At 64.4% G+C, this 12,925-nt stretch carries 13 protein-coding genes; 12 read left to right on the top strand and 1 reads right to left on the bottom strand.

Annotation, left to right across the window (positions count from 1 at the left end):
• Nucleotides 1–14 precede the first annotated feature (14 nt).
• From QX010_RS19080 to QX010_RS19025, 12 genes are all read left to right on the top strand, one after another.
• A complete protein-coding gene (locus tag QX010_RS19080) occupies nucleotides 15–1,460 on the top strand; it encodes an aldehyde dehydrogenase family protein (RefSeq protein ID WP_316181169.1) in 1,446 nt (481 codons plus the stop codon).
• Entirely contained in the window at nucleotides 1,460–2,074 is a 615-nt protein-coding gene (locus QX010_RS19075) for an HD domain-containing protein (protein WP_316181168.1), read from the top strand. Before QX010_RS19080 ends, QX010_RS19075 begins: the two co-directional genes overlap by 1 nt.
• Nucleotides 2,071–2,832, top strand: coding sequence for an SDR family NAD(P)-dependent oxidoreductase (locus QX010_RS19070; protein WP_315804572.1), 762 nt, complete (start codon nucleotides 2,071–2,073; stop codon nucleotides 2,830–2,832). Before QX010_RS19075 ends, QX010_RS19070 begins: the two co-directional genes overlap by 4 nt.
• Nucleotides 2,833–2,846: 14 nt before the next feature.
• Nucleotides 2,847–3,170: a 2Fe-2S iron-sulfur cluster-binding protein gene (locus tag QX010_RS19065; protein WP_315804573.1), complete on the top strand. Its 324-nt coding sequence runs from the start codon at nucleotides 2,847–2,849 to the stop codon at nucleotides 3,168–3,170.
• A gap of 426 nt (nucleotides 3,171–3,596) precedes the next feature.
• Nucleotides 3,597–5,081, top strand: a complete 1,485-nt coding sequence (locus tag QX010_RS19060) for an aromatic/alkene/methane monooxygenase hydroxylase/oxygenase subunit alpha (RefSeq protein WP_316181166.1) — start codon at nucleotides 3,597–3,599, stop codon at nucleotides 5,079–5,081.
• A gap of 100 nt (nucleotides 5,082–5,181) precedes the next feature.
• Nucleotides 5,182–5,427, top strand: coding sequence for a toluene-4-monooxygenase system B family protein (locus QX010_RS19055; RefSeq protein WP_316181165.1), 246 nt, complete (start codon nucleotides 5,182–5,184; stop codon nucleotides 5,425–5,427).
• A complete protein-coding gene (locus tag QX010_RS19050) occupies nucleotides 5,420–5,800 on the top strand; it encodes a Rieske 2Fe-2S domain-containing protein (RefSeq protein WP_316181163.1) in 381 nt (126 codons plus the stop codon). The genes QX010_RS19055 and QX010_RS19050 overlap by 8 nt, the downstream gene beginning before the upstream one ends.
• Nucleotides 5,801–5,809: 9 nt before the next feature.
• Entirely contained in the window at nucleotides 5,810–6,109 is a 300-nt protein-coding gene (locus tag QX010_RS19045; protein WP_315716254.1) for an MmoB/DmpM family protein, read from the top strand.
• A 21-nt stretch (nucleotides 6,110–6,130) separates the two neighbouring features.
• The gene (locus tag QX010_RS19040; RefSeq protein WP_316181162.1) at nucleotides 6,131–7,156 is read left to right on the top strand and encodes an aromatic/alkene monooxygenase hydroxylase subunit beta; all 1,026 of its coding nucleotides are present in this window, start codon (nucleotides 6,131–6,133) and stop codon (nucleotides 7,154–7,156) included.
• A gap of 57 nt (nucleotides 7,157–7,213) precedes the next feature.
• Complete coding sequence (locus QX010_RS19035) at nucleotides 7,214–8,203, top strand: 2Fe-2S iron-sulfur cluster binding domain-containing protein (RefSeq protein WP_316181160.1); 990 nt, start codon at nucleotides 7,214–7,216, stop codon at nucleotides 8,201–8,203.
• A gap of 7 nt (nucleotides 8,204–8,210) precedes the next feature.
• The gene (locus QX010_RS19030; protein WP_315804579.1) at nucleotides 8,211–8,741 is read left to right on the top strand and encodes a luciferase family protein; all 531 of its coding nucleotides are present in this window, start codon (nucleotides 8,211–8,213) and stop codon (nucleotides 8,739–8,741) included.
• A 21-nt stretch (nucleotides 8,742–8,762) separates the two neighbouring features.
• Complete coding sequence (locus tag QX010_RS19025) at nucleotides 8,763–9,260, top strand: 2Fe-2S iron-sulfur cluster binding domain-containing protein (RefSeq protein WP_316181157.1); 498 nt, start codon at nucleotides 8,763–8,765, stop codon at nucleotides 9,258–9,260.
• Between the two features lie 301 nt (nucleotides 9,261–9,561).
• Here QX010_RS19025 and QX010_RS19020 read toward each other — a convergent pair whose 3' ends face one another.
• Nucleotides 9,562–12,666: a DEAD/DEAH box helicase gene (locus QX010_RS19020; protein WP_316181155.1), complete on the bottom strand. Its 3,105-nt coding sequence runs from the start codon at nucleotides 12,664–12,666 to the stop codon at nucleotides 9,562–9,564.
• Nucleotides 12,667–12,925: the final 259 nt, after the last annotated feature.

Raw genomic sequence — 12,925 nt, 5'->3', positions numbered from 1 at the left:
CGAGGGACGCGGACATGGACATGTTCATCGGCGGCCGCTGGGTTGCAGCCCAAGGCGGCGCGACCTTCGACGTCGTCGATCCGGCAACGGGCGAGACGATCGACAGCGTTCCGGAGGCCGGGCCCGCGGATGTCGATGCCGCGATCCACGCAGCCGAGATCGCATTCCAATCGTGGAAAACGACGCCCGTGGCAGAGCGCGCCCGCCTGCAGAAGAACGCGGCGCGGCTGATGCGCGAGAGTGCCGGTGAGGTCGGCCGCCTGCTGACCAGGGAGCTTGGCCGTCCGCTGGCGGGAGCCATCAGCGAAATTCAGCGCTCGGCCGAACTGCTCGACGTCTACGCCGAGGAAGGCCTGCGCCTGCACGCCGAGATGCCGCTGACGGGTGTGGCCGGCGAAAAGATCGTCATCACCCGCGAGCCGGTCGGCGTCGTCGTCGCGATCACGCCCTTCAACTATCCGGTGACGCTGCTCTGCTTCAAGCTCGGCGCCGCACTGATGGCCGGCTGCACCGTCGTCGCCAAGCCTGCCGAGGACACGCCGCTGTCGACACTGCGGCTCGCCGAGATCTTCCATGCCGCCGGCTTTGCCGAGGGCTGCTTCAATGTCGTCACCGGCCGCGGCCCCGACCTCGGCATGCAGATGATCGCGCATCCGACACCGCGCAAGATTGCGTTCACCGGCGGCACCCGAGCTGGCAAGGCGATTGCCGCTGCAGCCGCAGGAACGATGAAGCGGATCACGCTCGAGCTCGGCGGCCAGTGCCCGGCCATCGTCTGCGCCGACGCCGATATCGGCGCAGCGGCCGCTGCGATCGCCCGTCACGCGTTCGCCAATTCCGGCCAGTTCTGCTACCGCGTCAATCGCGTCTATGTCGAGCGCCCCATCTACGCGGCCTTTCTCGCTGCGCTCGCCGACAAGGTCGCGCAGCTCGACGTCGGTAACGGGCTGACCTCGAATTGCGCACTCGGACCTGTTGTCAACGAGAAGATCTACCGCAACAGCGAGCGGCAGATCGCCGATGCCCGTGTCAATGGCGCAACCGTGCTGACCGGCGGTGCCCGGTTGACGGGCGGACTCTACGACAAGGGCTGGTTCCTGCCGCCGACCGTGATCGCCGATGCGCCCCCCTCCGCGCTCGTCATGACCGAGGAAACGTTCGGTCCCGTGCTTGGTGTCGCCCCATTCGACGAACGCAGCGAGGCGCTGCGGCTCGCAAATGCGACAGTCTATGGACTGGCCGCCTTCGTGTTCTCGCGCAACCTGGCAACAGGACTGACCCTGGCCGAGCGCCTCGAAGCCGGCTCCGTGTGGGTCAACGACATCCAGCGCTCGAATCAGCGCGCGCCGTTCGGCGGCATGAAGCAGAGCGGGATCGGCCGCGAGAAGGGCCGCTACGGCATCGAGGACTATCTCGAATACAAGACCATCTATCTCACCTACGACGCGGAGCTGCGGTGATGCATTTTCTGCGCGACCAGGACTTGCCGGTCTGGCTTGCGGCGCGGCCGTGGCTGGACGTGCGCTCCAACGACGAGCATACGCTGATCTCCTATCGTCTCGGTCAGGCGCTGTTGCGGATCCATCCCGAAGCGGACGCCTCCGTGGTGCTGCCGGCGATCCTCATGCACGACGTCGGCTGGAAGAAATTCCCGCCCGAGCAGCTCGCCGCCGCCGTCGGTCCCAATCCCAGATATCCCGAGCTGCAGCGCGCCCACGAGATCGAGGGCGTGAAGATCGCGGCCGAATCGTTCGCACGGCTGGCGATTCCAGGGCTGCAGGTGGAGACCATCCTGGCGATCATCGACGGCCACGACACCCGCAAGAAGGCGATCTCGCACGAGGATGCGCTGATGAAGGACGCCGACAAGCTGTGGCGCTTCACCGGCCATGGGGTCGCGACGATCGGCGGCTGGTTCGATACGCCGCCGAAGGAGACGCTCGCGATGCTGGAAAGCTTCGTGCTGCCGTCGATGCTGACCGAGGCCGGCACCACCATGGCCCAGGCACTGATCGCCGAGGGCACAGCGTCTGCCTTCATGACGGATCTGCTGCACATCGAGGCTTCAGCATGAGTGCGTTCCAGCTGCATGGGAAACGTGTGGTCGTCACCGGCGCCGCCGGTGGGCTGGGCCGCGGCTTCGCGCTCGCCTTCGCTGCGGCCGGCGCCGAGGTCGTGGCCGCCGACATCCGTCTCGGCGGCGCCGAGGACACCGCGCGGCTGATCCGCGACCGCGGCCACAAGGCGCACGCCGCCGAGGTCGACGTTGCCAACGAGACGTCCACCGCGGCGCTGGCGCAATTCGCGCTTGCGCGCATGGGCGGCCTCGACGTGCTGGTCAACAATGCCGCGATCTATGCCGGGCTCGCGCGTCGCGGCTTCGAGGCGATCCCCGAAGCCGAGTGGGACCAGGTCATGCGCGTCAACATCAAGGGCGTGTGGATGATGAGCAAGGCGGCCGCGCCGCTCATGCGGCGCGCCGGCGGCGGCGCGATCGTCAACGTGTCGTCGGCGACCGTCATGAGCGGATCACCGATGTGGCTTCACTACGTCTCATCGAAAGGCGCCGTCATCGCGATGACCCGTGCGCTGGCGCGCGAGCTCGGCGACGACAAGATCACTGTCAACGTCATCGCGCCGGGCTTCACGCTCACCGAGGCCAGCCTCGGCCTGATCGAGAACGCCGCCGAATATGGCGTGTCCCGCGGCGCCCTGAAGCGCGCGGCCGATGTCGACGACATGGTCGGCGGTGCACTGTTCTTCGCGTCACACGCCGCGGCCTTCATCACCGGCCAGACCCTGATCGTCGACGGCGGCCGGCAGTTCATCTAGGGACCCGAAGATTCATGCCCAGGATCACCTTCATCGAGCCCGACGGCACCGTACGGACAGTCGATGCAGAGCTCACCGAAAGCGCCATGCAGGCGGCGAAACGCAACGGCGTCGACGGCATCATCGGCGAATGCGGCGGCTCCTGCATCTGTGCCACCTGCCATTGTCACGTCGACAAGGCCTGGCTCGACCGTGTCGGCCCCGCCGGTGACATCGAGGCCGACCTGCTCGAATTCGAGGCCGCCGACGTGCGCCCGGAGAGCCGCCTGGCGTGCCAGATTTCGATCACCGATAAGCTCGACGGTCTGGTGCTTCAAGTCGTCGGCCTCGGCCGTTGAACGGCCGGAGAGTTGCACCGGTCTTTGATCCCGCCGCACGCATCATCGGCAGCGGGACAATGACGGGCATCGAGCTGCTCGCTTGAACAGATCGGCCCGCTTGGTCGATACGGCCGCGCCGATCCTCGCCGCCGCCTTCCCTTCGCATTGCATCATCTCGTCACCTGCGTAGCAGCAGGAATGCGGTCGCCTGCGCTCCCGATCGCGCCCGAATGCGCTCGATGTTCGTGCGCATCCGCGACCTAAAGAAAAACCAAAGAATGCGTCCTACACTGGATCGTACAACATCGCGCGACGATCTATCAGGTCCAACCGCCTGACTCGTACGCCATCGCCACGCGCCGCACAACGTTCGCCCATCAAGGGCGGCAGCGGACCGCAACGAAGAGCAACGAACGCGATCACATAGCTCGGGAGGAGCAACGCATGCCGAAGCTGCAGCGGCGGGACTATTACGACACGGCCCGCGACATGAACTGGGCTTTCTCCTACGTCAGCGAGGACGAGGTCTTTCCAGAGGAGCTATCCAAGAGCTTCGGCATCCACGGCGAGGAATGGTGGGTCTGGGACGAGCCGTACAAGCTGACCTATCGCGAATACGTCCACAACCAGGCCGGCAAGGACGACGGCATCTACTCGATCCGCTCGACGATCGCGCGCTCCAATCTGTACGACAATCTCGACGCCGGCTGGAAGTCGGCGATCAAGGCGCATTACGGCGCGATCCCGGTTCCGGAATATTTCGCCTCGATCGGCGAGGCGCGCATGGCACGGTTCGGCCGCGCCGCAGCCTGGCGCAACATGGCCGCGTTCGGGACGCTCGACGAATGCCGCCACGGCCAGGCGCAGATCTACTTCCCCTATTGCCTGCTCGGAAAGGACCCGCAATTCGACTGGGCTCACAAGGCGATGCACACCAACGAATGGGGCGTGATCGCGGCGCGCAGCCTGTTCGATGACATGTTCACCGCCAATGATGCGGTGTCGACGGCCATCCAGCTCACATTTACGTTCGAGACCGGCTTCACCAATCTGCAGTTCCTCGGCATGGCCTCCGACGCGCTGCATGTCGGCGACATCGAGTTCGGTGCGCTGATCTCCTCGATCCAGACCGACGAGGCGCGGCATTCGCAGCAGGGTGAGCCGACGCTGAAGATCATGATCCAGAACGGCAAGAAGGCCGAGGCGCAGAAAATGGTCGACCAGATGTTCTGGCGGTCGTGGAAGCTGTTCGCGCTGCTGACCGGCATCTCCATGGATTACTACACGCCGCTGGAAAGCCGGACGATGTCGTTCAAGGAGTTCATGCAGGACTGGATCTGCCGGCAGTTCATGGACCAGTTCAAAGACCTCGGCATGAACGTGCCATGGTACTGGGAAGAGCACTTCCTGCCGGAGCTGGACTGGGTCCATCACGCCTATCACATGGGCGTCTGGTTCTGGCGGCCGACGGTGTGGTGGAATCCCGACGCCGGCGTGTCCGCCGCCGAGCGCGACTGGCTCGAGCAGAAGTATCCCGGCTGGAACGATCGATTCGGCAAGCTGTGGGATGTAATCGGCGACAATGTCCGCACCGGCCGGATCGAGAAGACCTATCCGGCGACGCTGCCGATCGTCTGCAACTGCTGCCACATCCCGATCTGCAGCCCGAGCATCGGCCAGGCGCCGCGGATCACCACGCATAATGGACGCAAGCTGAACTTCTGCTGCGAAGTCTGCGAATGGGTGTGGAAGAGCCAGCCCGAACGTTACGACACCCATCTCTCCGTCGTTGACCGCTTCCTGGCCGGCCATATCCAGCCACCGACCCTGGAAGGCGCCCTGCAATATATGGGCATCACCCCCGATGTCGCCGGCAACGATGCCCAAGCCTATGCCTGGGATGGCGCGTCGCGGCTCGCGGCGGAGTGACCCGGCCGCGACGGACGGCCAGCACGGAAAGGGGCGCCGCTCGCGAGCGACGTCTCCAATCGAAAAGACCACCGACATAACAACAATCCGGGAGGCACACATGGCCCTGTTTCCGCTCCAAGCCAATTTCCGCGGCGACTTCGTCGTCCTGCTGATCCCTGTCGACGACGGCGACGACATGAGCATCGTGGCAGACAAGGTCGCACAGCACGCGGTCGGACTTCGCGTCGCCGAGCAGAAGGCACCAAAATGCGTCTACTACAACGGTCGCGAGCTGCCGTCGGCGATGACGGTGGCGCAATCCGGCATCGCGCCGATGGATTGGATCGAGGTGGCCTATGTCTGACGATGCCGACGTGACATGGACGCAGGTCGCAACGCTGGACGATCTTTGGGAAGGCGATTTCATCGGCGTCGAGGTCGACGGCGAGGAAGTGATCGTGATGCATCTGCCCGGCGGCGACTTGCGCTGCTTCCAGGGCATGTGCCCGCACCAGGAGATCCTGCTGGCGGACGGCAAGGTCGATTTCGAATCCGGCACCATCACATGTTCGGCCCATGAATGGGAATTCAGCATGGATGACGGCCGCGGCCTCAACCCGCGCGACTGCCGCCTCTTTCGCTACGCCGTGAAGAAAGACGGTGAAGCCATTCTGGTTGGCGTGCCGAATGACGGCCGGCTGCGCCGCCTCCGTCACAAGACCGAGCAGGACGCATAGGACAAGCCCATGACCACGACAGCAGCTCCGAAACTGGTCGGCCCCGTCATCAGGGGCGTCGACGAGGACATCATCGACGCCGTGATCGCGGCGAGCGAGCAGGACAATCCGGACGTCGAGATCGTCATCGAGGACCGCGGCGGCTACGTCCGCGTCCAGGCCGACCGCAACTTCCGCCTGACGCAGAAGAGCATGCAGGCGGCGCTGGGGCGGCCGTTCCGGCTCGCCGAGATCGAGCCGAGCCTGGTGTCGTTCGGCGGACGACTCGAATCGATGGACGACGAGTGGGTCTGGACCATCCACACATAACAAATCCCGGGAGGACACGTCATGACCGCAATGACCGCGAAGCCGGCTGCGCGCAAGCAGAAGAAAACTTGGAGCCTGTGGACCGAGCGCCGGCTGCCGTCGGAATACGAGGCCGTCACCTACAAGTTCCACAGCCACTTTCGCCGCGCGCCGGCGCCATTCGAGCTGTCCGAGAACTGGTCGATCAACCAGTTCTACCTCACCAATCGCGAAGGCTCGAAATTCGCGCTGGACGACTGGGAGGGCTATCGCGATCCCCTCACCTACACCTATCGCCGCTACGTCGGCGATCAGAAGGACCGCGAGGTGTATTGCGACAACCTGATCGACGAGTTCGAGCGCCAGGACAGCTATCGCAAGCTGTCTGCGCCGTGGCTCGACTTCCTCGGCCAGGCCTATCTGCCGGTGCGCTTCCCGGGACACGCGATGCAGATGAGCGCGGCCTATGTCGCGCAGATGGCGCCGTCGGCGTTCGTGACCAACACTTTCTACTTCCAGATGGGCAATGAGATGCGCCGGGTGCAGCGCCAGGCCTATCTGGCCAAGGCGCTCGCGCTCGACACCGGACGCGAGGAGCTCGCCGACAGCGGAATTGCCCGTACCGTCTGGACGCAGGCGCCGCAATGGCAGGGCCTGCGCGAGCTGATCGAGAAGCAGCTGATCGCCTACGATTGGGGCGAGGCGTTCGTGTCCCGCAATCTGGTGCTGCGGCCGATCTTCGATCACGTCTTCAATCGCGAGATCGCCGATCTGGCGCGCACGAACGACGACGACCTGCTGGCGCTGCTGCACGACGACTTCCGCAACTACGATGAAGCCTATGCGGTCGAGACCACCAAGGCCCTGGTGCGCTACGCCACCGGCAAGGTCCCGGAGCACGCGGTTCTGCTGCGGGAGTGGGTCGCGAAGTGGATGCCGCTCGGCGAACGCGCCGCGCGCGGGCTCAGCGAGGCACTTTCGACCGCGCCCGGGGCCGACGGTGCACCGGCGATCCTGGAGCGGACCATGACGACCCAGGCGAGGCTGATCGCGGATTGCGGCTTGTAGTCTGGCAGGCGCGCTCGGCGTGCTGCGCCGACCGCCTGGACTGGAAGGATGGCGTGGATGACCCGACAACTCCGCATCGAGCCCGACGGGGTCGTGATCGACGCGGCCGACCATGACACCATCCTGCAGGCAGCACGACGCCGGGGCATCGCGCTGGCCTACGAATGCGGCTGGGGCAGTTGCGGCGCCTGCAAGGTGACGCTCGTCGACGGTCAGGTCGATCCGATCTTTCCCGGCGCTCCGGCGATGAATCCGCGCGACGCGCGACGCAGCCGCATCCTGGCCTGTCAATCACGCGCGATCTCGGACGTCACGATCGCGCGTGGTCCCGGCGACTGGTCCGCGCCGACGCCGCGATGCGTCGAGCAACAGGCGATCCTGCGCGGCGTCGACGATCTAGCGCCGGAGATCCGCCAGTTCAGCTTCGAGACGGCCGAGCCGATCGACTTCCGGCCCGGTCAGTATGCGATCCTGCATCTCGGCGAAGGGCTACGGCGCTGCTACTCGATGTGCAACCTGCCGGGCAGTAAAGCCCTGCAGTTCATTGCCAAGCGCTACGATGGCGGCAAGGGCAGCAACGCGCTCGCCGCTTTGGCCTCGGGCGCACAGATCACCATCGAGGCGCCATTCGGCGCCTGCACGCTGCGTCGACAGCAGGGACGCAAGGTGTTCGTGGCGGGAGGCACCGGCATCGCGCCGATCCTGGCGATGCTGCGCGAGGCCGCGGAGGCGCGCCTCGATTTCGGATCGCCCGTGGATGTCATCTACGGCGCCCGCACACCGGCGGATCTCGCCGCCGATGACATGCTCGAGACGGCGATCGCGCGCATTCCGCAGGGGCGCTACCTGCCCGTGGTCGAACACGCGCCATCCGACTGGCCGCATGCGGCCGGCTTCGTTACCGATGTCATCCAGAGCGCAGTCCTGGATCACGCGGCGGCCGAGTTCTATGTCGCGGGCCCGCCGGTCATGGTGAACGCGGTCAGATCGCTGCTGCGCGCCGTCGATGTTCCGATCACGCGGGTTCATTATGACAGCTTCGGCTAGAGCAGGCTTGCGCAGTGCTGCACCCGTCTGGGCGATGGCACCGGGACTGCGTCGTCTCGCCACACGTTCCGGCAGCGCACCGCGGCTCGCACCGACATGGCCCTGCCACCAGCTCGACGGCACCTCGCCCGCCGGATACGCCGCACAGCTCGTGTCCTGCACATGCGCGCTGGCCGGGGTCGAAGAGGTGCCGGCGCCGCTGAACGCCGCAGGCCGCGCCTTCGCGCTCGATGACATCCATGCCATGGGCCAGCCGGAGGCCTTCGTGTTCGCGCCGGTGTGGCTCATCGTTCGCCCCGACGGGTCGCTGCACCTGACCTTGCGACCGGAATGGGCGCAGAAGGTCGCGGCCAAAGGCTGGGGCACGGTGCATCCGTTCGCACGCTACATGGCGGGCGCCGTGCCACCGCAGAGCCTCGTGGTCTACGCGCCGCGCGATCGAAGCGAGCTGGCGGTTGCGGCGCGGATCATCGCGGCCGCGCACTGCTACGCCAGCGGCCGCATCGGCGACGTCGCATTGCCCGACAGCCGGTGGTGAGCGATGACGGAGCTCTCGGCCATGACCAATGAAGGCGGCACCAGGCGGTTTCGCATACGGCTGGAACGTCCGGAGGGGACGTTCACATTCGACGCCGCATCCGACGAATATTTGCTGTACAGCATGATCGACGCCAGCATCGAGACCCCCTACATCTGCGAGCAGGGCTGGTGTCTCGCATGCGCCGCGCGCTTGGTGTCGGGCACCGTGGACCGCTCCGATGCGCTGACGGTCTACCCTCAGGACGCTGAAGCCGGCTTTCTGCTGCTGTGTTCGACCAAGCCGTGCTCCGATCTGGTCCTGATGCTCGACGAGCGCCAGACCCGACGGGAGATGATGCAACACCGGATCGAGCACAATCAGCTGGCGCGAGCCTATCCGCCCGGCGCACGTCTCCGGTTTCGCCGCGGACGCGCTACCGCGCGGGTCGACGCGTGCACCCGTTCAGCAACAGGAACTCGAACAGACGAGCCGGCGACATCCGCTCAGATGGGGCTGATTGGGCCAAAACCCAAATAGCGTCCTTCTGCATATCATGAGGACTGGTGGTCACCAAAGCCGCAAAAAGGTGAAGCTGGTTCTGTCGCTGACTCATTCGTTTGTTGGGATCCGGGCTGGGTCGGCCGCCAGCGCAGCTTTGAACTTGAACGATCCACCGCATCCGACCGGCCGGTTCAGAACAGCTCGAACGATCGTCTCTGTGTCCCGCAACACGGGTTCTCTCAATCGTCCTTGCCAAGGGTGAAGCGCCATCGCTTTCATTTCGGGGCCCCCGAGGAGGGCACACAACATCGCTTCAAGTTGAGTGACGAATCCCTCGTCATTCGTCCAACAGATCCAAGAACTGCTCGACCCTTCGTAAAGCAGGTTCATCGCTGCGCCCGGGGTAGACGACGCGATCGCCCTCGCGCTGCAGCGACCGTGAGCGTGACTTCTTGATCCTCCCTGCGAGCATCGTTGCGGCAATTGCATCCGGACCGACATCGAGACGCATGATCCCCCGTTGCCTGCAACTTACCCTGAGCTTGGCGACAGCAAAGAAATTGCTGGCCTCGGATGGCAGCTTGCCGAATCGACGGTGCGTTTCATCCTCGAGCTCCTCCAGATCGTCATCACTCCGGCACCGAGCGGCTCGAGCGTAGATCTCCAGCCTGACCGCCTCCGATTGCACATAGCTCGAGGGAAGCAGCTCAGGGATGGGAAGATTCAACTCAGGGATCCAGAGCGCGGACATTCCATCGCGGTCTCCCTCCAGGGCAAGCGTCAGAAGGTGGCCGTAAAGCGTCGGTCCGAACACCTGCGTGTGGCCGGATTGTCGATCGGAGCGAAGGTCGCCACCACCGCGCAGGTCGAGGTCGCGAGCGCTGATCGCGAAGCCAGCGCCCGGACGACTCAATTCCTCAAGAGCGGAAAGCCGTTTTTCCGAGCGTTCAGAGCCGCCTTCCGTCAGGAAATGCGCAAACGCCCGGATGCCGCCCCGTCCTACTCGCCCCCTGAGCTGATGCAATTGTGCCAGGCCGAATTTTTCCGGCCAGCACACAACGATGGTATTTGCACGTGGGATGTCGAGGCCACTTTCCACGATGTTGGTTGCAAGTAGTACATCGGCACGACCTTCGACGAACCCCATCAACCTCTCGTCGATCTCGTCGGTTGGCAACTTGCCGTGAATGGTCATGATACGTAGTTCCGGCGCCAGCGCGTGGATCCTGGCGAGCATGGGATCGAGATCCTGGATCCGCGGACAAATGACGAAACTCTGACCGTTACGTCTGTGCTCACGAACCAGGGCAGCGGCGATAGCTATGTCCGAGAGGGGGGCCACCTTGGTGGCTACCGGAACACGATGGACCGGCGGGGTTGCGATCACGCTGAGGTCCCTCAAGCCCGTCAAGCCCGCTGCAAGTGTGCGGGGGATCGGTGTCGCACTCATCCAGAGCCGATGGCCGTTCTTATTGAGGCCCGACAGCATAGCTTTCTCAGCAGCGCCGAAATGCTGCTCCTCGTCAATGATGATCAGACCAAGGTCGGCAAATCTCACCTCCTTGGATGCGAGCGAGAGGGTCCCGACGACGATCCTGAGTTCTCCGCTCTTGAGGCCCTCCCTGACCTTTCGCACTTCGGCGGTCGAGGCAACCCGCGACAGGTTTCCAACATCGATGCCAAGAGGCGCAAAGCGCTTTCGAAAGGTTTCGACATGCTGTCGCGCCAGCACTGTCGTCGGCACGACGATAGCGACCTGCTTTCCGGCCAGCACGGCGGCTGCCGCTGCTCGCAGCGCCACCTCGGTTTTGCCAAAGCCGACGTCTCCACAGACGATCCGGTCCATCGGGTGCCCCGATGCAAGATCATCCAGAACGTCGCGGATGGCCTTCGCCTGATCGGGGGTGGTGAAATAGGGAAACCGCGCGACGAACTTCTCATAGACAGCAGGACGCGGCACGAGCTTCGGAGCTGGGCGCCGCCGGCGCTGACTCATCTGCTTGGCCAGCTCCTTTGCGACCACGTGAATTTCCGTCTCGGCAGCCGTTCGCCGCGGCCGCCACGAGCTGCCGTCGGCCTTGTCCAGCGAGGTGTCTCCGAGCTCGGCGGCGTAGGGCCAGATCAGGGCCAATTCTGCGAGAGGGACGAGAACGGCGTCGTTTCCGGCGAATACCAACCTGACCATCTCGCGCGCCGAAAGATCGCCCGCGCCCATGGATCGCAAGCCGCCAAGGCGTGCGAGTCCACGTTGCAGATGAACGACCACGGATCCGAGTTCGGGGAGATCTCCCGAATCGAAGCCGGGCGTCCACGCCCAGTTCGTCGGTTGCGGCTGGTGCGCCCTGCTGCCGAGCACGTCGGCAGCAGTGACGACCACGAGCGGCTTCTTTCCAGGAACGACAAAGCCCGCATCGAAGCCTGCCAGCAACGCAGCCTGCTGCCTGCCCCTTGCGGTCGCCTGCGCCCAATCGGGCACGCATTCGGCCTTGATGGCGCTCATCCGGGCCATCACACGCAAATCCGCTTCGACCGCAGCGACGAAGAGCACACGTGCGCTGCCGCGCTGGGCTTCCTCGATAAATGCACGGAGGGCCTTCCGCGGAGAGGCTGCCTTGTAGAACTCTGGCGTCGCACGATACGGAGTGGTTGGCGGCAAGACAGTGATCTTCTTCGCCGCCAGCTCCCATTCGCGCCGGCTGAGATAGGCACCGTCACGCTCACTGCGGGCGGCCGCATCGTCGATCGTGCTCAACCAGGTCTCGGCGTGCCTGGGCACGGTGCTGTCGGCGATCCATTTGGCGCGCGCACAATAGTCCAATAGGCTGGACCTTCTTCGCGCCCGGCCCGTGAACGCCAGCCGCTCGGACATCGGGTCAATCAGGAGCTCCTTCGCTTCGGAAATCACCTCCTGGTCTATCGGATTGATCGCTGCAATACGCCGGATTCTCCCTCCGGAATGCTCGATCCTAAAAGGTCCGAGCGCGCCGGCAGGGAATATCTCGAAGGTGTTGCCGTGAAACAAAACTCCACCGGGATAATCCGGACTGTCGTCCAGGTCGTACCCAAGAGCTTTCAGACGGGCCTCAAGGTCTTCCTCGGAAAAGACGGCCCCGGTCCGAAGTGGAAATCCGATACGAGACCAGTTCGCAGGCAACGGCAGGAGTTCCATTATTGCCTCCACCGTCGTGATCAGCAGGATCGGCTTCTTTGCCCTGGCAAGGCGTCTCAAGACGGAGCTCCGCCGACCCGCGATATCACGTGACGGCTCAAGCTGATCGAACGGAAGCGTGTTCAAACGGGGATAGACGAGCACATCACAAGCCGGCTCGATAACTGGGATGATCGAACCCAACAGCTCGGCTCGGCTCTCATTTTCGGCGAGGAACACAAGTCCGCCTCGGCCCGAAGCACGCCATTGCGCAGTAAGATACAGCGCCAACATGCCCAATGGAGACGAGGAGGAAGTGCCGGTCCGAATCGGAGCCTTCGTTGTTGTCGCAACAGATGTCTTCTTCCGCAGGGCGACCTTTGGTGACGCGGAGCGCTTTGCTGATGTGTTCTTGCGCGGCGTTGAGCCACGGGGCGTACGAAGAGCAGTGGTCACTGAATTCTCGTGCTGAATTGACGAATGCGATGCAAGCCTGCGAATCTCTGTCGAGCTTTAGCGGATTCGACGGCTTCAAGGGATCCAAACTTCGGAG

Source organism: Bradyrhizobium sp. SZCCHNRI1009, from assembly GCF_032487575.1.
Lineage (GTDB): Bacteria > Pseudomonadota > Alphaproteobacteria > Rhizobiales > Xanthobacteraceae > Bradyrhizobium.
Note: the sequence above shows the minus strand (reverse complement) of the source record. Positions and strands in the feature narration are given on the sequence as shown.